19 protein-coding genes are annotated in these 20177 nt (G+C 57.4%); 11 read left to right on the forward strand and 8 right to left on the reverse strand.

Features of this window, described 5'->3' with window-relative positions:
- Positions 1-103: 103 nt before the first annotated feature.
- On the reverse strand, positions 104-2350 hold the full coding sequence (gene ptsP / locus RTM13_RS15055; protein ID WP_312212843.1) for a phosphoenolpyruvate--protein phosphotransferase: 2247 nt from the start codon (positions 2348-2350) through the stop codon (positions 104-106).
- Positions 2351-2362: 12 nt separating this feature from the next.
- Positions 2363-2893: an RNA pyrophosphohydrolase gene (gene rppH / locus RTM13_RS15060; protein ID WP_312212845.1), complete on the reverse strand. Its 531-nt coding sequence runs from the start codon at positions 2891-2893 to the stop codon at positions 2363-2365.
- A gap of 680 nt (positions 2894-3573) precedes the next feature.
- Between rppH and mutH the strand changes: the two genes are divergently transcribed.
- Together mutH and RTM13_RS15070 are read left to right on the forward strand one after the other, a co-directional pair.
- Entirely contained in the window at positions 3574-4269 is a 696-nt protein-coding gene (gene mutH, locus RTM13_RS15065) for a DNA mismatch repair endonuclease MutH (protein WP_312212847.1), read from the forward strand.
- Between the two features lie 63 nt (positions 4270-4332).
- Positions 4333-5046, forward strand: coding sequence for a TerC family protein (locus RTM13_RS15070; RefSeq protein WP_312212849.1), 714 nt, complete (start codon positions 4333-4335; stop codon positions 5044-5046).
- A 37-nt stretch (positions 5047-5083) separates the two neighbouring features.
- Here the strand turns inward: RTM13_RS15070 and RTM13_RS15075 are convergent, their stop codons facing one another.
- Positions 5084-5308: a hemolysin XhlA gene (locus RTM13_RS15075; protein WP_312212851.1), complete on the reverse strand. Its 225-nt coding sequence runs from the start codon at positions 5306-5308 to the stop codon at positions 5084-5086.
- A 196-nt stretch (positions 5309-5504) separates the two neighbouring features.
- Here RTM13_RS15075 and RTM13_RS15080 point away from each other — a divergent pair, with 196 nt between their 5' ends.
- Both RTM13_RS15080 and RTM13_RS15085 read left to right on the forward strand, forming a co-directional pair.
- Positions 5505-5723, forward strand: a complete 219-nt coding sequence (locus tag RTM13_RS15080) for a YgdI/YgdR family lipoprotein (RefSeq protein WP_312212853.1) — start codon at positions 5505-5507, stop codon at positions 5721-5723.
- Positions 5724-5846: 123 nt separating this feature from the next.
- Entirely contained in the window at positions 5847-6887 is a 1041-nt protein-coding gene (locus tag RTM13_RS15085) for an NADP(H)-dependent aldo-keto reductase (protein WP_312212854.1), read from the forward strand.
- 40 nt (positions 6888-6927) lie between these two features.
- Here RTM13_RS15085 and lplT read toward each other — a convergent pair whose 3' ends face one another.
- Positions 6928-8121 (reverse strand): lysophospholipid transporter LplT, encoded by a 1194-nt coding sequence (gene lplT / locus RTM13_RS15090; RefSeq protein ID WP_312212856.1) that lies wholly within the window; start codon positions 8119-8121, stop codon positions 6928-6930.
- Positions 8114-10273 carry a bifunctional acyl-ACP--phospholipid O-acyltransferase/long-chain-fatty-acid--ACP ligase gene (aas, locus tag RTM13_RS15095; RefSeq protein ID WP_312212858.1) on the reverse strand — a complete coding sequence of 720 codons (2160 nt, stop codon included), beginning with the start codon at positions 10271-10273 and terminating at the stop codon, positions 8114-8116. Before aas ends, lplT begins: the two co-directional genes overlap by 8 nt.
- A gap of 421 nt (positions 10274-10694) precedes the next feature.
- Here aas and galR point away from each other — a divergent pair, with 421 nt between their 5' ends.
- A complete protein-coding gene (gene galR, locus RTM13_RS15100) occupies positions 10695-11702 on the forward strand; it encodes an HTH-type transcriptional regulator GalR (protein WP_312212860.1) in 1008 nt (335 codons plus the stop codon).
- On the opposite strand, the gene RTM13_RS15105 is transcribed toward galR, so the two are convergent.
- Both RTM13_RS15105 and lysA read right to left on the reverse strand, forming a co-directional pair.
- Positions 11699-12148 carry a GNAT family N-acetyltransferase gene (locus RTM13_RS15105; protein WP_312213080.1) on the reverse strand — a complete coding sequence of 150 codons (450 nt, stop codon included), beginning with the start codon at positions 12146-12148 and terminating at the stop codon, positions 11699-11701. The genes galR and RTM13_RS15105 overlap by 4 nt on opposite strands.
- A 10-nt stretch (positions 12149-12158) precedes the next feature.
- Positions 12159-13421 (reverse strand): diaminopimelate decarboxylase, encoded by a 1263-nt coding sequence (gene lysA, locus RTM13_RS15110; protein ID WP_312212862.1) that lies wholly within the window; start codon positions 13419-13421, stop codon positions 12159-12161.
- 113 nt (positions 13422-13534) lie between these two features.
- On the opposite strand from lysA, the gene RTM13_RS15115 reads away from it, so the two are divergent.
- Positions 13535-14461, forward strand: a complete 927-nt coding sequence (locus RTM13_RS15115) for a LysR family transcriptional regulator (protein WP_312212864.1) — start codon at positions 13535-13537, stop codon at positions 14459-14461.
- On the opposite strand, the gene RTM13_RS15120 is transcribed toward RTM13_RS15115, so the two are convergent.
- On the reverse strand, positions 14458-15150 hold the full coding sequence (locus tag RTM13_RS15120) for an aspartate/glutamate racemase (protein WP_312212866.1): 693 nt from the start codon (positions 15148-15150) through the stop codon (positions 14458-14460). The genes RTM13_RS15115 and RTM13_RS15120 overlap by 4 nt on opposite strands.
- A 149-nt stretch (positions 15151-15299) precedes the next feature.
- On the opposite strand from RTM13_RS15120, the gene RTM13_RS15125 reads away from it, so the two are divergent.
- From RTM13_RS15125 to RTM13_RS15145, 5 genes are all read left to right on the forward strand, one after another.
- Positions 15300-15629 (forward strand): cupin domain-containing protein, encoded by a 330-nt coding sequence (locus RTM13_RS15125; RefSeq protein ID WP_312212868.1) that lies wholly within the window; start codon positions 15300-15302, stop codon positions 15627-15629.
- Between the two features lie 287 nt (positions 15630-15916).
- Entirely contained in the window at positions 15917-16807 is an 891-nt protein-coding gene (locus RTM13_RS15130; RefSeq protein WP_042387955.1) for a carbohydrate ABC transporter permease, read from the forward strand.
- Positions 16800-17702, forward strand: a complete 903-nt coding sequence (locus RTM13_RS15135) for a carbohydrate ABC transporter permease (RefSeq protein ID WP_312212870.1) — start codon at positions 16800-16802, stop codon at positions 17700-17702. Before RTM13_RS15130 ends, RTM13_RS15135 begins: the two co-directional genes overlap by 8 nt.
- A 12-nt stretch (positions 17703-17714) precedes the next feature.
- Complete coding sequence (locus tag RTM13_RS15140; RefSeq protein ID WP_312212872.1) at positions 17715-18842, forward strand: ABC transporter ATP-binding protein; 1128 nt, start codon at positions 17715-17717, stop codon at positions 18840-18842.
- Between the two features lie 13 nt (positions 18843-18855).
- On the forward strand, positions 18856-20145 hold the full coding sequence (locus tag RTM13_RS15145) for an ABC transporter substrate-binding protein (RefSeq protein ID WP_312212874.1): 1290 nt from the start codon (positions 18856-18858) through the stop codon (positions 20143-20145).
- Positions 20146-20177 lie beyond the last annotated feature (32 nt).

Genomic DNA, 20177 nt, shown 5'->3' on the forward strand with positions numbered 1-20177 from the left:
TAGCAGGGCGCTCCAAAGCTGGGAATCATAGCATAAGCCAGGCGGGCGATTAGGCCGAAGTTGTAAAAGATCTGTATCTTCCCTTTACCCGCTGCTGCTAACGCTAGCGTCCGCCGCGGATCAGGCCACCCATGCCACGGCGCTCCATGAAGGCCGCTACCTGATGGCGCACCTCGCTGGTGAACTGGGCTTCCAAAGCACGGTTTGCCAGGGTCTCGGCATCCTCGCGATCGATATGGCGCAGCAGGTATTTAACACGGGCCACCGAGCGGCCGTTCATCGACAGATGACGATAGCCAAGGCCAATCAGCACTGCGACGCACATCGGATCGCCCGCCATTTCACCGCACAGGCAGAGATCGATTCCGTGGCGCTCCGTCTCTTGGGCAATAGTCGCCAGCGCCCGCAGAACGGCAGGATGCAGGCTGTCGTAGAGGCTCGCCACGCGGGTGTTGTTGCGATCGACCGCCAGCAGGTACTGGGTAAGATCGTTGGTGCCAACGGAGATAAAATCGACCCTGCTTGCCAGATGCGCCAGCATAAAGACCATCGAAGGCACCTCCAACATCACGCCAATGCGCGGTCTGGGGATGGCATAGCCGATCATCTCTTCAACTTCCCGCCCGGCGCGCTCAATCAGGCGGCGAGCTTCGTCTACCTCTTCGATGCTGGTGACCATCGGCAGCAGAATGCTGAGGTTACCGGTAGCGGCGTTGGCGCGCAGCATGGCCCGGACCTGGATCAGAAAGATCTCTGGCTGATCGAGCGTAATACGGATCCCCCGCCAGCCAAGGCACGGGTTCTCCTCGCTGATGGGCATATAGGGCAGCTGCTTATCCGCGCCGACGTCCAGCGTGCGCAGGGTAACCGGCTTCTCGTTAAAGAGTTGCAGCATTCCCTGATACTGGGCCACCTGCTCCTCTTCCGAGGGAAAACCGCTTTGCAGCATAAACGGGATTTCAGTGCGGTAGAGGCCAATACCGTCGATGCGGCTGCCGAGCTGCTCCTCATGCTCAGGGCTAAGGCCCGCGTTGAGCATCACCTTGACCCGATCGCCGCTTTTCAGCTGGGCGGGAAGGTTAACCTCATCCTCAGCAAGCTTGCTTAACTCGTTCTCTTCGGTGATGAGACGCTGGTACTCCTGGAGCAGGATCGGCTCGGGATCGACCAGGATCTCGCCCCGATAGCCATCCACCACCAGCGTACGGCGATGCAGTACTGAGGGCTGGATATCGGCCCCCATCACCGTTGGAATGCCCAGCGCTCGCACCATAATAGCCGCGTGGGAGTTGGCCGCACCGTCGCGTACCACCACCCCTACCAGCCGATCGTGGGGCAGCTCCGCCAGCGTAGTAGCGGAGAGCTCGTCGGCCACCAGCACAAAACGCTCGGGCCAGGTATTGGGTCCCTGTAGGCTATCGTCGAGATGGAACAGCAGGCGCTGCCCCAGCGTGCGCAGGTCGCCGGCACGCTCCTTCAGGTAGCCGTCGGAAAGGGCAGCAAACTGTTCGGCAAAGCGCCCGATGACCTTTTTAACCGCCCACTCGGCCACGAAACCGCGATCGACTTCGTCAAACAGCTCGCGTCTGAGACGGGCGTCCGATAGCAGGTGGGAATAGAGATCGAAGATGGCCGCCGTCTCTTTCTGCTGCCCGGCAGCGAAACGCTTGCTGTAGCGGCGAAACTCACCTGCGGCCTCTTCAAGCGCGCCGGTAAGCCGTTCACGTTCAAGGCCGGTGTCCAGCGTCGAGGCCTCGTAGACCTGCTCCATCAGCGGCAGCGTGGCATCCATCCAGCCCTCGGCGATGGCCACGCCGGGAGCGGCAGGCAGCGCACGAATGCGCGTCTGGCGATACTGACCAAACAGGGCGGCAAGCTGCGACTGGGAGAGAATGGCAGCCATCTGGGTTGCCAGCGTGACTAAAAACGACTCTTCGCTCTCGTCAAACTGGCGCAGCTCGCGCTGCTGCACCACCAACACGCCCAGCAGTTGGCGTCGCTGAATAATCGGCACGCCAAGAAACGCACGAAACCGCTCCTCTTTTACTGAGGGAATGTACTTGAAGCTGGGATGTTTATGCGCGTCGGCAAGGTTAATCGGCTCCGCCAGCCTGCCTACCAGGCCGACGATACCCTGATCGAATGCGAGCGTGATGGTGCGGCCGCGCGGCTTTTTCAAACCGCGCGTCGCCATCAGGTAATAGCAGCGTCTGTCGTGATCGGCGAGGTAGACCGAACAGACTTCGGTGTTCATCGCCAGACAGATGTCGGTCACCAGGATATCCAGCGCCTCGTTAAGGCGCGGCGCGCTGGCAACTTTCTCAACTATTTCTCGTAACCGGGTGAGCATGATATGTAAGGCTTATCCTCTCTTACGTCGCCAGGCAGGAGAGTGTTGTGGCTTTGGGGTGCTTTCCGTCAGCGCCATAACCACACTTGCAAACTCCTTCATCACCCGACGATAAACATCGCGTTTAAACGAGACGACCTGACGAACAGGATACCAGTAGCTTACCCAGCGCCAGCCATCAAACTCAGGGGTACTGCTGGTTTGCATATTGATATCCGCATCGTTGCTGATCAATTGCAGAAGAAACCACTTCTGTTTTTGGCCGATACAAACCGGCTTTGTGTCCCAACGCACCAAACGTTTTGGTAACTTGTAACGCAACCAGCTGCGGGTCGAAGCAAGAATACGTACATCCTTACGGCTCAGCCCCACCTCTTCGAACAGCTCCCGGTACATAGCTTGCTCCGGGGACTCACCAGGGTTGATACCCCCCTGGGGAAACTGCCATGAGTGCTGACCGAAGCGCCTGGCCCACATCACCTGGCCTTGTCGATTACAGATTACGATACCCACATTTGGGCGGTAGCCATCGTCATCAATCACCGGACTACCTCAAAATAAACCTGAATTAAACGATTGTTTCACACTCGTGAGGTACGGTAAACCACTCTCTCAATGCGCTATAACCGAATAACATTTGAATAACTCACAATTATCACCTGAGTTATAAACAGAATGAGGGCTCCAGCCGCGGTTTTATTCACGATTTCTGTGGATAGAGTTGTGCAGAAGTATGGAATTACTCCGGGAAAACCCGGACGCCCCTGAATAATCTGTTTATCACTCAAAAAAATAATATGGGACTATTCATTAGGTTATACCACGATCTTTGCACCTATGGGATCAATATGTGATGTGCATCACAGGGCCGATCCCGTAACTGATGAAAGATCGAACAGAGTCGGTTTTATCCACAGATTGTGCCAATAAGTTAAGCACAATTTGTGTGAAAATTCGATTTTGCTCGCACGTCAAGGCTGTAAATGGAAACAGTAGTACCGCTTTTTCTCACTTATCCCACTTTTCTGTGGATAACATGGTGTAAGATCCTGTTCATTGTCAGTGACCAGATTTGGAAAACCCTGCAAGCTGTTGCGCAACAAACAGAGCGCAAGGGAAAAAGATCCTAAAAATCATTGCGTTGTTCATTGCTGTGGGAAAAGATCTTACCCATTACCCCCTGTGCACTATTGCTGTTCATTTTTTAACCAGAGGTTGTTCATATGCTGCCGCTCTCCCCTTTTACTTCGCCGCCCGTTTCGGAAAGTGCCCTACTGGAGCAGGCGCAACGGCTGGCAGGCCTAACCCTTGGCGAGCTGGGCGCGCTGGCTGGCCTGCCAGTGCCAGCAGACTTCAAGCGTGACAAGGGCTGGACTGGAGTACTGCTGGAGCGCTGGCTGGGGGCGAGTGCGGGCAGCAAGCCTGAGCAGGATTTCGCCGCGCTCGGGGTGGAGCTGAAAACCATTCCGGTGGATAGCCTGGGCCGTCCGCTGGAGACGACCTTCGTCTGTGTTGCGCCGCTAACCGGCAACAGTGGCGTCACCTGGGAGAGCAGCCATGTGCGTCACAAGCTCAAGCGGGTGCTGTGGATCCCGGTAGAGGGCTCACGGGAGATCCCCATCGCCAGCCGCCGGGTTGGCTCGCCGCTGCTGTGGAGCCCCAGCGAGCTGGAAGAGCAGCAGCTGCGGATGGACTGGGAGGAGCTGATGGATCTTATCGTGCTGGGTCAGGTAGAGAGCATTACCGCTCGCCATGGCGAGGTGCTACAGCTGCGACCTAAGGCAGCGAACAGCAAGGCGCTGACCGAGGCGGTGGGCCAGCACGGTCAGCCGATCCTCACCCTGCCGCGAGGCTTCTACCTGAAGAAGAACTTTACCCGTGCGCTGCTGGAGCGACATTTTTTGTTGCAGGGTTATTAAATTTTTTGCCCTCTTCCGCCGCAGGCTTATAATTAGCGCTTCTTTTTTTGGCAGGACTTTACGATGTTATTTGCATGGATAACCGATCCCAACGCCTGGCTCGCGCTCGGTACGCTGACGCTGCTGGAGATTGTGCTCGGAATCGACAATATTATTTTCCTCTCTCTGGTTGTTGCTAAGCTCCCGACCGCACAGCGCAACCACGCCCGGCGTATCGGCCTGGCGGGCGCAATGCTGATGCGTCTGGCGCTGCTGGCCTCTATCTCGTGGGTCACCCGGCTGACCACGCCGCTGTTTAGCGTTTTCGATCACGCGGTCTCCGCCCGGGATCTGATCCTGCTGCTCGGCGGTCTGTTTTTGATCTGGAAAGCCAGCAAGGAGATCCACGAGTCCATCGAAGGTGAAGAGGAGGGGCTGAAAACCAACGTTCACTCTTTCCTTGGTGCCATCGTACAGATCATGATGCTGGATATTATCTTCAGTCTCGACTCGGTCATTACGGCGGTGGGCCTGTCGGATCATCTGTTCATTATGATGGCGGCGGTGGTGATCTCCGTCGGCGTGATGATGTTTGCCGCCCGTCCTATAGGCGAGTTTGTCGACCGTCACCCGTCGGTAAAAATGCTGGCGCTGTCGTTCCTGATCCTGGTTGGCTTTACGCTGATGCTGGAGAGTTTTGGCATTCACGTGCCGAAAGGCTACATCTATTTCGCCATGTTCTTCTCGATCGCCGTCGAGACCCTGAACCTGTTGCGCAATAAAAAGAATCCGCTGTGAGCTCTCGCTCCCCCGCTACGGGGGAGCCATCGCTGCATTAATGGGCGAGAAATTTGATGATGACGCCTGAAGCGACGCCGGTAATGGCAATCATTGAACCAATAATCGCCATAGCCTGAGTCCTGATAACGCTATGTAGCTCAGCTTTAACGTTGGCAACTTCAATCCTGATTGCAGACGTATCCTCCTTCGTTGCATAGTTAGATTTAATCACGGCAACATCCGTGACCAGCAACTCCACCTTCTCCTCAAGCGTTTTCACGCGTATCTCCATCTCTCCTCTCCGTTAATTGTAACGTTAATTACGTCATGGAAATATTACTATGCTATGCGTATGATAAACCGTGGCGAATACCGCTATTTGGCGCTGTCTTTTAAGATTTTCCCGCTTTTTCCTTTCGTATCCGTGCGTTATTACTACACTCAATACAGATTTGGCCTTAAGAAGGAGAACAACCGTGAAAAAATGGGCAGTAGTGATTTCCGCAGTGGGTTTAGCCTTTACCGTATCAGGATGCAGCAGCGACTATGTAATGGCGACGAAAGATGGCCGTATGATCCTCACCGAAGGCAAGCCTGCCGTTGATGACGATACCGGACTGGTCAGCTACCGCGATCAGCAGGGCAACGAGATGCAGATTAACCGTGATGATGTGTCGCAAATTATCGAACGTTAAGTGCTAAGGTCAGCAATCTGCTGGCCTTTTGATTTTTCTCTTCCCCTTTTGCCTCCCCTCTGCCATGTTTATATTCCTTTGTCAGGAAGCCCCTGACGTTGTTAAAAAACAAGGAAGCCGGCTATGCATTATCACCGTATCCCTCACAGCTCGCTTGAGATAAGCACGCTGGGGCTGGGCACAATGACCTTTGGTGAGCAGAACAGCGAAGCCGAGGCCCATGCACAGCTTGATTACGCCGTAGCCCAGGGTATCAACCTGATCGATGTGGCAGAGATGTATCCCGTGCCGCCGCGCCCGGAGACCCAGGGCTTAACCGAAACCTACGTCGGCAACTGGCTGGCGAAGCACGGCAGCCGTGAAAAGCTGGTTATCGCCTCTAAGGTAAGCGGCCCCAGCCGTAATAACGACAGCGGCATTCGCCAGAATCAGGTGCTGGATCGCAAGAATATCCGTGAAGCGCTGGACGCCAGCCTGAAACGTCTGCAAACCGACTATCTCGATCTCTACCAGGTTCACTGGCCGCAGCGCCCGACCAACTGCTTCGGCAAGCTGGGCTATGAGTGGACAGAGTCCGCTCCCGGCGTGACTATTCTCGAAACGCTGGAAGCGCTGGCCGAGTGTCAGCGGGCGGGCAAAATCCGCTATATCGGCGTCTCCAACGAAACGGCGTTTGGCGTGATGCGCTATCTGCACCTGGCGGATAAGCACGATCTGCCGCGCATCGTCACCATCCAGAACCCTTACAGCCTGCTGAACCGCAGCTTTGAGGTCGGTCTGTCAGAGGTGAGCCAGTTTGAGGGCGTAGAGCTGCTGGCCTACTCCTGTCTGGCCTTCGGCACCCTGACGGGTAAATACCTGAACGGCGCGAAGCCCGCCGGGGCACGCAACACGCTGTTCAGCCGCTTTACGCGCTACAGCGGCGAGCAGACGCAAAAAGCAATCGCTACCTACGTGGATATCGCTAAGCGGCATAATCTGGATGCGGCGCAGATGGCGCTGGCCTTTGTCCGCCGCCAGCCGTTCGTGGCCAGCACCCTGCTGGGGGCCACGACCATGGAGCAGTTGAAAACCAATGTTGAGAGTCTGTATCTGGAGCTGAACGAAGAGGTATTAGCGGAGATTGAAGCAGTGCATAAGGTTTATACCTACCCGGCACCGTAAGTGAATTGCCCGGCGGAATACGCCCGCCGGGCATGTTTTTTTATCGACGGCGCTGCCACAGCCACAGGGCGGCAATCGCCAGCGTAAACAGCACGCCAAAGCCGACCCCGACGCCGACCACCGGCGCACCCGCTTTCACCGCCAGCGAGTAGAGTCCCAGCATAATCAGCATCGCCGCGTTCTCGCCCAGGTTCTGCACGGCGATAGCATTGCCCGCCCCGACGGAACGTTTCCCGCGCTCCTGCAGAAGCGCATTGAGCGGCACGACGAAAAACCCGCCCAGCACGCCGATGAGCACCAGCAGGCCGTAGGCAGGTAGCAATGCATGTTGTAACGAAAACAGCGTTACCACCACGCCGATGAGGATCCCGGCAGGCATGCAGCGGGCCACGCTCTCCAGGGTCACCAGCTTCGCCGCCACGCCAGCACCGACAACAATTCCTACCGCCACCATGGCGTTAAGATAGGTTGGCGTCGCATTATCCGTAATGCCCAACGCCACCGGCACCCACAGCACCAGCAGGAAGCGCAGCGTCACTCCCGCACCCCAGAACAGGCTGGTGCCCACCAGCGAGAATCGGGTTTCGCCGTTTAGCCACAGCGTCTTACAGGCGTGAAAGAAACTTTGGGTCATAGGGGTAAAGCGCCAGCTTAGCCCTGGACGAGCCGCAGGCAGCTTGGGGATCATCAGGTTGGCCACCACCGCCCCGGCATAGACCAGGGCGCAGATGCCGAGCGCCGCCAGCACATGCCAGTCCGCCAGCACGCCGCCCGCCACCGAACCCAGCAGGATGGCAGCGATGGTCGAGGACTCCATCAGGCCGTTGGCCTTCACCAGCTTATCGCCGGTGGTCAGCTCGCCGAGAATGCCGTACTTGGCCGGGGAGTAGGCCGCCGCGCCAATGCCCACCAGCGTATAGCCAATAAACGGATTAAGGCCCACGCAGATACTCAGTGCGCCAAGCAGCTTCAACCCGTTGGCGAACATCATCACCCGCCCCTTGGCAAAGCTGTCCGCCACCTGACCGACAAAGGGGGCGAAGAGGATGTAAGCGCCTACAAACACCATCTGTAGGATCGGCTGGCTCCAGTCGGGATAGAACTCGGCTTTGAGCAGCGCCAGGGTGGCAAATAGCAGGGCGTTATCGCCAAACGCCGAAAGGAACTGGGCGGCAGTGACCGCCAGCATGCCCTTCGACAGCAGAGAATTGTTAGTGCTCACTGACTCATGCATGTTGCGCTTCCGTCTCGTCGAGTTTGCTCTTCAGGGTCACAAAATCCGGCTTGCCGCTGCCCAGCACCGGCAGCTGCTTCAGGAAACGAATATCGCGCGGCACGGCCAGCTCTGGTACGCCCTGCGCGCGTGCCTGCTGAAGCAGCATATCGCGGGTTAGCTCGCTGTCGGTGGTAAACATCACCAGCGCCTCGCCTTTGCTGGCGTCGCTCTTCACCACTGTAGCGTGCATTTTGTCCGGCGAAGCCAGCAGCGCCAGCTGCTCGACCATCTCCAGAGAGATCATCTCCCCGGCGATTTTGGCGAAGCGCTTGGCCCGGCCCTGGATCTGCACAAAGCCCTGCTCGTCGAAGCGTACAATGTCGCCAGTGTCATACCAGCCGGGTTCCATCTCGCCCTCAGCGTTCTCCGCTGCCGGGCGCTCAAGCATCCCAGGGTTCTCGACGCGCAGGTAGCCGGTCATGACGTTCGGCCCCTTCAGCTGCAGCCTGCCCCCCTCCTCAATGCCCGGCACCGCCATCAGGCGTGCGTCCATCCCCGGCAGAATACGCCCCACCGTGCCCGGCTTCGCTGCCATCGGTACGTTGATGGAGACCACCGGCGCGCATTCGGTGACGCCGTAGCCCTCAAGCACGCGCAGACCAAACTTGTCCTGCCAGAGCTGGCGGGTGCTCTCCTGCAGTTTTTCTGCCCCGGCTACGACATAGCGCAGGCGGTAGAAGTCGTAGGGGTTAGCGAAGCGGGCGTAGTGCCCAAGGAAAGTCGAGGTGCCAAACAGCACGGTGCAGTTACGGTCATAGACCAGCTCCGGCACGATACGATAGTGCAGCGGGCTGGGATAGAGAAAGACCTCTGCCCCGGTCAGCAGCGGGGTAAAGAGCCCCACGGTAAGGCCAAAGGAGTGGAACAGCGGCAGAGCCGACATAAAGCGATCCCGGGCGGTAAAGTCGGCAATGGTCCGGATCTGCTCCACGTTGGCGAGAATACTTTTATGGCTGTGGACAACCCCTTTCGGATTGCCCTCCGAGCCAGAGGTAAAGAGCACCAGCGCGTCATCTTCCGGCTGCTGCGGCACCTGCGCCAGGCGCGGCATCAGCAGGTGACCGAAGATCCACAGCTTATCGGCGGTGGTCACCTCACCTTTCAGATCCTCAAGATAGATCCAGCGCACCTGGGTTAGCTGCTCCGGCAGATGCCAGAGCTTGCCCTTCTCCATAAACTGACGGGAGGTAAAGATGGTTTTGATCTGCGCGGCGGTAATGGCGCTGCCCATGCCCTTCACTCCCGCCGTGTAGTTCATCATTGCCGGGACGCGTCCCCGGGCAATGGCACCGAACACCACCGCCGCTGCGATGCCTGCGTTCGGCAGCATCAGGCCGATAGTTTCGCCCTGGGCGCTGTACTTATCCAGGATGCGCGCCACAAACAGCGTTTTGGTCAGCAGCTTGCGGTAAGTATCGGGCTTGAAATTGATATCCTCAATGCAGTTCTTGCCTGCGCCATAGCGGTACTGCGCCGCCAGCAGGGCTTCGAATAGCGTCTCCCGCGGGCGCACGGCCATGCGCGCTTCCATCATAATCTGATGCAGCATCTCGCCTGCCAGCCTGCGGCGATCGCGGGCGCGGGGCGCGTCCGGCATCGGTAGCTGGGTTGGGGGCAAAATATGCAGGCTGATACGCGGGAAGAGGCGCTGCTTCACTAGCCCCTTCAGGCGGCTAAAGAAGGTCAGCTCTGCCCCCTCAATGCGCACCGGGATCACCGTTGCCCGCGATTTAGCAGCGACAAAAGCGGCCCCGTCATAAATTTTCATCAGCGAACCGGAGACCGAGATGCGCCCCTCCGGGAAGATCACCACCGGCCGACCGCTTTCGATCAGGCGCACCAGCTGCTTGATCGACATTGGCTTGGTGGGATCGAGAGGCACAAAGTCGATCAGGCTCGACAGGGCGCGCATGTACCAGCTTTGGCTAATTGAGGTATAGACCGCAAACACCGGGCGCACCGGTAAAAACAGCGCCAGCAGGATGCCGTCAATAAAGGAGACGTGGTTTGGGGTGATAAGTACACGCTCGCCGCGCAGCGGCTGCGTATCGCCGGTGAGCTCGACGCGGTAGAGCAGACGGACGAGGGTACGGAAAAAGCCCAGCATCATTAACTTCCTGTTCAGTCGTTCGGGGTATGGCAAGAATTGTGGCAGATTACACGAGAAGTGTGGCGGGCAGCAAAATCGGGGCGAAAAAAAACCTGCGCATCCGCGCAGGTTGGTGCAAAAAGTGAGTACTCTATACGTACTGAAATCTCACCAATCAATACCTCTGGGATCTTGATTGTGGCCCCTCCCCCCGGTGGATGCCAGGGAACAATCGCAACAGCTCATCGCAAAGTGTAACTAAAGGTTTGAATTACCCTTTTTCTGTTTTATTTACTGGGTAACACGGGTGTAACGGTTCCACACTGTACATGCGCTTTGGCTCACGTTTGCGCACTTCAGGAGTGCAAGAACCTTGAACCCGCCGCGCTTTTCCGCAACACTTATTCAGGTGTAAACGTTTACCCATTAAAGAAGGTTCAGAATGGCGACTATAAAGGATGTTGCAAAGCTCGCAGGTGTCTCCGTCGCCACGGTGTCGCGCGTCATTAACAACTCTCCTAAAGCCAGCGACGCCTCACGGCAGGCGGTGCAGAGCGCCATGGCCTCACTTAACTACCATCCCAACGCCAACGCCCGCGCCCTGGCCCAGCAGTCAACGGAGACCATCGGACTGGTAGTCGGCGACGTCTCCGACCCCTTTTTTGGTGCCATGGTTAAAGCCGTGGAGCAGGTGGCCTACCACACCGGTAACTTTTTGCTGATTGGTAATGGCTACCATAATGAACAGAAGGAGCGGCGCGCTATTGAGCAGCTGATGCGCCACCGCTGTGCGGCGCTGGTGGTACACGCTAAAAGTATTCCCAATGAAGAGTTAGCTGCGTTGATGGATCAGATGCCTGGCATGGTGCTGATCAACCGCATTCTGCCCGGCTACGAGCAGCGCTGCGTGGCGCTGGACGATCGCTACGGCGCATGGCTGGCGACCCGGCATCTTATCCAGCAGGGGCATACCAAAATTGGCTACCTCTGCTCCAACCACGCTATTTCCGATGCGGAAGATCGCCTCCAGGGCTATTACGATGCGCTGCGGGAGAACGGCCTGCCCTGTAACGACAGGCTGGTGACCTGGGGCGAGCCGGATGAGAGCGGCGGCGAGCAGGCAATGACCGAGCTGCTCGGGCGGGGAAGGCACTTTACCGCTGTTGCCTGCTATAACGACTCGATGGCCGCCGGAGCGATGGGTGTATTAAACGATAACGGCATTGAGGTGCCGGGCGAGATCTCGCTGATTGGTTTTGATGACGTACTGATCTCCCGCTACGTCCGTCCGCGCCTGACCACCGTGCGCTACCCCATCGTCACGATGGCGACCCAGGCCGCAGAGCTGGCGCTGGCGCTAGCGAAAGAGCAGCCCCTGCCGGAGATCACCCACCTCTTTAGCCCGACGCTGGTGCGCCGTCACTCGGTGGGTACTCTTCAGGAGAGCTAGAGCGCGCAGCGATAAAGGTGCACCGTGGTGGCCGGGTAGTCCAGGCCGTCACCGATGTAGTGCCAGCCGAAGCGCTCATAAAAATCGCGGCAGGCGGAGTAGAGATGCAGCTGGGTAAAACCCCGCTCGCGGGCGTAATCCTTCACGTGCTGCTGAAGCCTGCCCGCCAGCCCCTGCCCGCGCGCGGCCTCATCGACATACAGCGCCGCCAGCCACGGCCAGAGATCCTGACGGCTGATGAGATCGCAGCGCCAAAGCCCCACCGTGCCCAGCATTCTCTCGCCTTCAGTGGCAATGAACGTCACAGGCAACGCCTCAGGCTGCTGACTGTGAGCAACCACGCTGGCAAAAAAATCCCGCGACAGCGTGTCGCCAAAGGCCTGCCACAGCCAGTCGGTCACCTGAGTGGCGAAATGCGGCGCGTCGTACAGAGGCAGGATCTTCAGGCTCATCGTCTTACAGTAGCTCCAGCGCCAGCAGCTCGTCGATGGTCTGCCGACGACGGATCAGTCGCGCCGCGCCGCCGTCAAACAGCACTTCCGGCAGCAGCGGACGGCTGTTGTAGTTGGAGGACATCGATGCACCATAGGCTCCGGTATCGTGCAGCAGCAGGTAATCTCCCGGCACTACCGCAGGCAGAGCACGAGTTTCAACTTCCCCGCCCGCCTGCTGGGTAAAGACGTCTCCGGATTCACACAGCGGACCGGCCACTACGGTATCAATAAGCGGTTCAGCCGCCAGATCGCGACCGTCTGCTGCAAGGGCGCTAATGTGGTGATAGCTGCCGTACATTGCCGGGCGCATCAGATCGTTAAAGCCAGCGTCGATTAGCACAAAGTGACGGCTGCCCATCGCTTTGACGCTGCGCACCTGAGCCACCAGCACGCCGGATTCGGCTACCAGGAAGCGTCCCGGCTCGATCTCGAGCTTCACCGGATGCCCCAGATGGGCGGCGATTTTTTCCCGGGCGCTGTTCCACAGGCCAAAGTAGTGATCGGTATCGATCGCCTCTTCCCCTTCGCGATAAGGGATCGACAGCCCGCCCCCGGCGGAGATCGCCTCCAAATCCTGACCGAATTCAACGACCTGGCTGACCATCGCGCCGCAGACCTGCTCAAGGTGGCCATAGTCTACGCCCGAGCCGATGTGCATATGAATGCCCACCAGCTTAAGCTGGTAGCGCTGCATAACCTCCAGCGCGGCGGGCAGATCGCTGTACCAGATCCCGTGCTTGCTGTTCTCGCCGCCGGTATTGGTTTTCTGGCTATGGCCGTGGCCGAAGCCCGGGTTAACCCGCAGCCAGACGCGGTGGCCCGGAGAGACCTCCCCCAGTTGGGCCAGCATATCCACCGAGCCGGCGTTAACCGGGATCTGTAGCTCATGCACGCGGGCCATTGTCGGAGGATCGATCAGATCGGCGGTAAAGACGATCTCATCCTCACCGTTCTGTGGCTGGTAGCCCGCCGCCAGCGCGCGTTCGATCTCGCCCAGTGATACTGAATCCACCTTGACGCCCTGCTCGCGCATCAGACGCAGAATATGAATATTGGAGCACGCCTTCTGGGCGAAACGCACCACGTCAAACTTCGCCAGTTGCGCAATCCGGCGGCGGATAATCTCGGCGTCGTAGGCCCAGACCGGGCAGCCAAATTCAGTCACCAGGCTGTGCAGGTTTGCGGCAGTGAGCGCGGTATCGGTATTGTTTAACGGGCGTGGCATGGCGAACTCCATAATGATTTTTCACTATTACGCCACAGGCCGAAGGGAATAAAAAATATCGTTATGTTACGATTCTATGCATATCTGATATACCTTGCGCCGCAGGAAAACCGATGCCCGCCGTTAACCTTCGCCATATCGAAATTTTTCACGCCGTGATGACTGCCGGGAACCTGACCGAGGCTGCTCGCCTGCTGCATACCTCGCAGCCCACCGTCAGTCGGGAGCTGGCGCGCTTTGAAAAGGTGATTGGTCTGACGCTGTTTGAGCGTTCGCGGGGGCGGCTGCACCCTACGGTGCAGGGCCTGCGCCTGTTTGAAGAGGTACAGCGCTCGTGGTACGGGCTGGATCGCATCGTCAGCGCCGCCGAAAGCCTGCGGGAGTTCCGTCAGGGGGAGCTGTCTATCGTCTGCCTGCCGGTCTTTTCCCAGTCGTTTCTGCCCCTGCTGCTGCAGCCTTTTCTTGCCCGCTATCCGGAGGTGAGCCTCAACGTGGTGCCGCAGGAGTCACCGCTGCTGGAGGAGTGGCTCTCTGCCCAGCGCCACGATCTCGGCCTGACCGAAACCCTCAGCACGCCCGCCGGGACCGAGCGCACGCCGCTCCTGACCCTGAACGAGGTGTGCGTTCTGCCCGCCGGGCATCCGCTGGCGCAGCATGAGGTGCTTACCCCGCAGGATTTTCAGGGCGAGAACTATATTAGCCTGTCGCGCTCGGACAGCTATCGCCAGCTGCTGGATGCCCTGTTCACTGAGCATCAGGTAAAACGCCGCATGGTCGTAGAGACCCACAGCGCCGCCAGCGTCTGCGCAATGGTCCGCGCCGGGGTTGGCGTGTCGGTGGTCAATCCCCTTACCGCCCTCGATTACGCCAGCAGCGGCGTGGTAGTCAGGCCCTTCAGCATTGCCGTGCCTTTTACCGTCAGCCTGATCCGCCCCCTGCACCGCCCCGCCTCGGCACTGGTGGATGCCTTCTCCGCTCACTTACAGCAGGCGGTATCGCGTATTATCGCGCCGTTAGAGGCGGTGCTGGCGGAGCGTTAATCCAGCATAAAGTCGACAACGTCGGCGGCGTGCAGCGCGGCGGTATCAAATACCGGGATCGGGCTTTGATCCTGGGAGACCAGCAGGCCAATCTCGGTGCAGCCAAAGATCACGCCTTGCGCGCCCTGGTTTGCCATGCGCGCAATCAGATCGATAAAGTACGCCCGTGACGGCTCACTGAAGGTGCCCCGGCATAGTTCATCAAAGATGATCTGGTTAACCCTGGCGCGATCCTCCCCGTCCGGGACACAGGTCTCAATGCCGTGGGCATCACGCATCCGCCCGCGGTAGAAATCCTGCTCCATGGTATAGCGGGTGCCCAGCAGGGCGACCAGCTGTAGGTTTTGCTTCTGGATCGCCCGGGCGGTAGCGTCGGCGATATGCAAAAACGGCACGCTACAGCGATCCTCAATCTGGTCGGCGACCTTATGCATGGTGTTGGTGCAGAGTACGATCCCTTCGGCTCCGGCGCTTTCAAGGCCTGCAGCGGCGCTGGCAAGAATATCCCCGGCCTTATCCCAATCGCCGCTCGACTGGCAGGCCTCAATCTCGTGAAAATCGACGCTGTGCAGCAGCAGGCTGGCGGAGTGCAGACCGCCCAGCCGGGCTTTTATTCCCTCATTGATCAGACGGTAGTAGGGAATGGTCGATTCCCAGCTCATCCCGCCCAGCAGTCCTATGGTTTTCATCTTGCCTCTCTCCCCTGTTATCCGCCCGTGAAAACAAACTTGTGATCGGCTTTCCACTTATTAGGCGTCGCGTTTCTTTTTAACGCTGGCTGATATAAATTTAATGAAACATTGTTTTACTCTTAACCCGTTTATTACAGGACGCTCTCATGTTTACTTTCCACCAGCAGACCCAGCTCGACGATCTGGGCAACGGCGTTACCCGGCGCATTCTGGCCCACGCAGGCAAAATGATGGCGGTAGAGGTGAATTTTAGTGAAGGCGCGGTTGGCCCGCTGCATAACCACCCTCATGAACAGCTTACCTATGTTTTGTCTGGCGAGTTTGAATTTACCATCGGCGATGAGAAACATATCGTTCGCGCCGGGGATACCCTCTATAAAGAGCCGAACATCGTGCACGGCTGCGTCTGCTTAAAGGCGGGCACTCTGCTCGATACCTTTACGCCGGTACGTGAGGATTTCCTCAAAGCATATTAAACACCGCTATGCCGGGTGGCGGCTCTCGCCTTACCCGACCTACAAAAACGATGCCCTCCGCCGCGAGGGCGTTTTTATTTATAGCAAATCATTAGCGGGTTAATCATTCACTTATCCCGGCACTTACCGCGCGTGCTCGCTGGAAATGTCACCTGGCTCACCTTATTGAAACGTCGTTTCGACTTTGATCACATTTCCATAATTAATCGAATGACGCAGAAATAAATCGCAATAAGATAAATTAAAACACCGTTTTAAAAAGCAATCATACACCCAGGCAGGTATATATGAATGAAAACAGACTGCTGGGATTGGCCTGGATATCGCCCTATATCATCGGGTTGATCGTCTTTACGGCCTTTCCCTTCGTTTCCTCGTTTTTCCTCAGTTTTACTGAGTATGACTTAATGAGTCCGCCGGTATTTAACGGGATTGAAAACTACCGTTACATGCTGACTGAGGACTCCCTGTTCTGGAAATCGATGGGCGTCACCTTTGCCTACGTATTTTTAACTATCCCGCTGAAGCTCGCCTTCGCGCTGGGGATTGCCTTTGTTCTTAACTTTAAATTACGCGGCATCGGCTTCTTCCGTACCGCCTACTACATTCCGTCGATTCTGGGCAGCTCCGTTGCCATCGCCGTGCTGTGGCGCGCGCTGTTTGCTATCGACGGCCTGCTGAACAGCTTTATCGGCGTTTTTGGCCTCGATCCGGTGAACTGGCTGGGTGAGCCATCGCTGGCGCTGATGTCCGTGACCCTGCTGCGCGTCTGGCAGTTTGGTTCCGCGATGGTGATCTTCCTCGCCGCGCTGCAAAACGTTCCGCAGTCGCAGTATGAGGCGGCGATGATCGACGGCGCGTCAAAGTGGCAGATGTTTATGAAGGTGACCGTGCCGCTGATTACGCCGGTGATCTTCTTCAACTTTATCATGCAGACTACTCAGGCGTTCCAGGAGTTTACCGGCCCGTACGTCATTACCGGCGGCGGCCCGACCTACTACACCTACCTCTTCTCGCTCTATATCTACGACACCGCCTTTAAGTATTTCGATATGGGCTACGGCGCGGCGCTGGCGTGGGTACTGTTCCTGGTGGTGGCCGTCTTCGCCTCCATTGCCTTTAAGTCATCAAAATACTGGGTCTTCTACTCCGCCGATAAGGGAGGCAAAAATGGCTGACGTTCAACCAATTTCTACAGCAAGAAGCATCGCTGACCAGGAAGTCGCGCGTACCTTGCGTAAAGAGAAGATCAACGCCAGCATCCGCTACGTGATCCTGCTGTTCGTTGGCCTGCTGATGCTCTATCCGCTGGTGTGGATGTTCTCAGCGGCGTTCAAGCCTAACCATGAGATCTTCACCACCCTGAGCCTGTGGCCAGCCAACGCCACTTGGGACGGGTTCATCAACGGCTGGAAAACCGGGACCGAGTATAACTTCGGCCATTACATGCTGAATACCTTCAAGTATGTGATCCCGAAAGTGATCCTGACCATTATCTCCTCCACCATCGTGGCCTACGGCTTTGCCCGCTTCGAGATCCCATGGAAGAAGTTCTGGTTCGCGACGCTGATCACCACCATGCTGCTGCCAAGCACCGTGCTGCTGATCCCGCAGTACCTGATGTTCCGTGAGATGGGCATGCTCAACAGCTATATGCCGCTCTATCTGCCGCTGGCCTTTGCCACCCAGGGCTTCTTCGTCTTCATGCTGATCCAGTTCCTGCGCGGCGTGCCGCGTGACATGGAAGAGGCGGCGCAGATCGACGGCTGTAACTCTGCCCAGGTGCTCTGGTACGTGGTCGTGCCGATCCTGAAACCGGCGATCATCTCGGTGGCGCTGTTCCAGTTCATGTGGTCAATGAACGACTTTATCGGTCCGCTGATCTACGTCTACAGCGTGGATAAGTATCCGATTGCCCTGGCGCTGAAAATGTCCATCGACGTGACCGAAGGCGCGCCGTGGAACGAAATTCTGGCAATGGCGAGTATCTCCATTCTGCCGTCCATCATTGTCTTCTTCCTGGCTCAACGCTACTTCGTACAGGGCGTGACCAGCAGCGGAATTAAAGGTTAAGAGGGAAATATCATGGCTGAAGTTATTTTCAACAAGCTGGAAAAAGTGTACTCCAACGGCTTTAAAGCGGTACATGGTATCGACCTGAAGATCGCTGACGGGGAGTTTATGGTGATTGTCGGGCCGTCCGGCTGCGCCAAGTCCACGACCCTGCGCATGCTGGCCGGGCTGGAGACCATCAGCGGCGGCGAAGTGCGCATCGGCGAGAAAATTGTGAACAACCTCGCGCCGAAAGAGCGCGGGATTGCGATGGTATTCCAGAACTACGCCCTCTACCCGCACATGACGGTGCGCGAGAACCTCGCCTTTGGCCTCAAGCTGAGCAAGATGCCAAAGGATCAGATCGACAGGTACGTGGACGAAGCGGCGAAGATCCTTGAGCTGGAAGAGTTGCTGGAGCGCCTGCCGCGCCAGCTCTCAGGCGGCCAGGCTCAGCGTGTCGCGGTAGGCCGGGCGATTGTGAAGAAGCCGGACGTGTTCCTGTTTGACGAACCGCTCTCTAACCTCGACGCCAAGCTGCGCGCCTCAATGCGCATCCGTATTTCGGATCTGCATAAGCAGCTCAAAAGCTCTGGCAAACCGGCCACCACCGTCTACGTGACCCACGACCAGACCGAAGCGATGACCATGGGCGATCGCATCTGCGTAATGAAGCTGGGGCATATCATGCAGGTGGATACCCCGGACAACCTCTACCACTACCCGAAAAACATGTTCGTGGCGGGCTTCATTGGCGCACCGGAGATGAACATCAAGCCCGGCAAGCTGATTGATAAAGCGGGCCGCTTGCATATCACCATTGGCGACGAGAGCCTGCCGCTGAACGCTCGCCAGCAGGAGAAGGTGGCAGCGTATCAGAACCAGTCGGTGTTCTTCGGTGTACGCCCGGAATTCGTCTCCCTCTCCGATGAGCCGTTTGTCGAGGGCGGCTGCACCGGTGAGATGGTGCGCACCGAAAACATGGGCCATGAGTTCTTTGTCTATCTGAAAGTGGGCGACTACGAGCTGACCGCTCGTGTTCCGTCCGATGAAGCTAAGCCGATGATTGAAAAAGGCCTTAACCGTAAGGTCTGGTTTAATTTTGACATGGATAAGTGTCATATCTTTGACGCGAAAACTGAACAGAACATCTCTCTCTAACTGGAGTATAAAAATGAAAAAAGTGCTTTTAAGCGCAGCAATCTCCGCCACATTAGGCCTGAGCGCCCTTCCTTCACAGGCGGCGGATAACGTCGACCTGCGTATGTCCTGGTGGGGGGGCAACGGCCGCCATCAGGTGACGCTGAAGGCGATCGAGGAGTTCCACAAGCAGCATCCGGACATTAACGTAAAATCAGAATACACCGGCTGGGACGGCCACCTCTCCCGCCTGACGACGCAGATCGCCGGCGGCACAGAGCCTGACGTGATGCAGACCAACTGGAACTGGCTGCCGATCTTCTCTAAAAACGGTGACGGTTTTTACGACCTCAACCAGGTGAAGGATGTGATCGATCTGAGCCAGTTCGATCCGAAAGAGCTGCAGTCGACCACCGTCAACGGCAAGCTGAACGGGATCCCGATCTCCGTGACCGCACGCGTCTTCTACTTCAACAATGAGACCTGGAAAAAAGCGGGTGTTGCGTATCCAAAAACCTGGGATGAGCTGAAAGCCGCAGGCAAAACCTTTGAAAGCAAGCTGGGCAAGCAGTACTACCCGGTGGTGCTGGAGCACCAGGACACCCTGGCGCTGCTGAACTCGTACATGATCCAGAAGTACAACATTCCGGCGGTAGATGAGAAGACGAAAAAATTCGCCTACAGCAAAGAGCAGTGGGTGGAGTTTTTCCAGACCTATAAGGATCTGGTCGACAACCACGTAATGCCGGATACCAAATACTACGCGTCGTTTGGTAAGAGCAACATGTATGAGATGAAGCCGTGGATTGAGGGTGAATGGGGCGGTACCTACATGTGGAACTCCACCATCACCAAATACTCCGACAACCTGAAGCCACCGGCGAAGCTGGAGCTGGGCAGCTATCCGATGCTGCCGGGCGCAACCGACGCGGGCCTGTTCTTTAAACCAGCCCAGATGCTGTCGATTGGTAAATCCACCAAGCATCCGAAAGAGGCGGCGCAGCTGATTAACTTCCTGCTGAACAGCAAAGAGGGAGCCGAGACGCTGGGTCTCGAGCGCGGCGTACCGCTGAGCAAGGCGGCAGTTGAGACCCTGACCGCGAACGGCACCATCAAAGAGGAAGATCCGTCGGTTGCAGGCCTGCGCCTGGCGCAGTCCCTGCCGGCGAAGCTGACGGTATCACCCTACTTTGACGACCCGCAGGTAGTGGCCCAGTTTGGGACTTCCCTGCAGTACATCGACTACGGCCAGAAAACCGTGGCAGAGACTGCGGCTGACTTCCAGCGCCAGGCTGAACGTATCCTGAAACGCGCAATGCGCTAGGTTTTACAGGTGTGCCGGGTGGCGCTCCGCTT

It is taken from the genome of Pseudescherichia sp. (assembly GCF_031979925.1).
GTDB lineage: Bacteria > Pseudomonadota > Gammaproteobacteria > Enterobacterales > Enterobacteriaceae > Pseudescherichia.

Coding starts and splice junctions, on each gene's coding strand:
- RTM13_RS15145 (WP_312212874.1), top strand. CDS start 18,856: ATGAAAAAAGTGCTTTTAAGCGCAGCAATCTCCGCCACATTAGGCCTG.
- aas (WP_312212858.1), bottom strand. CDS start 10,273: ATGATGCTGGGCTTTTTCCGTACCCTCGTCCGTCTGCTCTACCGCGTC.
- lplT (WP_312212856.1), bottom strand. CDS start 8,121: ATGCATGAGTCAGTGAGCACTAACAATTCTCTGCTGTCGAAGGGCATG.
- RTM13_RS15115 (WP_312212864.1), top strand. CDS start 13,535: ATGCCCGCCGTTAACCTTCGCCATATCGAAATTTTTCACGCCGTGATG.
- RTM13_RS15140 (WP_312212872.1), top strand. CDS start 17,715: ATGGCTGAAGTTATTTTCAACAAGCTGGAAAAAGTGTACTCCAACGGC.
- ptsP (WP_312212843.1), bottom strand. CDS start 2,350: ATGCTCACCCGGTTACGAGAAATAGTTGAGAAAGTTGCCAGCGCGCCG.
- RTM13_RS15125 (WP_312212868.1), top strand. CDS start 15,300: ATGTTTACTTTCCACCAGCAGACCCAGCTCGACGATCTGGGCAACGGC.
- RTM13_RS15120 (WP_312212866.1), bottom strand. CDS start 15,150: ATGAAAACCATAGGACTGCTGGGCGGGATGAGCTGGGAATCGACCATT.
- RTM13_RS15135 (WP_312212870.1), top strand. CDS start 16,800: ATGGCTGACGTTCAACCAATTTCTACAGCAAGAAGCATCGCTGACCAG.
- lysA (WP_312212862.1), bottom strand. CDS start 13,421: ATGCCACGCCCGTTAAACAATACCGATACCGCGCTCACTGCCGCAAAC.
- RTM13_RS15130 (WP_042387955.1), top strand. CDS start 15,917: ATGAATGAAAACAGACTGCTGGGATTGGCCTGGATATCGCCCTATATC.
- mutH (WP_312212847.1), top strand. CDS start 3,574: ATGCTGCCGCTCTCCCCTTTTACTTCGCCGCCCGTTTCGGAAAGTGCC.
- RTM13_RS15070 (WP_312212849.1), top strand. CDS start 4,333: ATGTTATTTGCATGGATAACCGATCCCAACGCCTGGCTCGCGCTCGGT.
- RTM13_RS15085 (WP_312212854.1), top strand. CDS start 5,847: ATGCATTATCACCGTATCCCTCACAGCTCGCTTGAGATAAGCACGCTG.
- galR (WP_312212860.1), top strand. CDS start 10,695: ATGGCGACTATAAAGGATGTTGCAAAGCTCGCAGGTGTCTCCGTCGCC.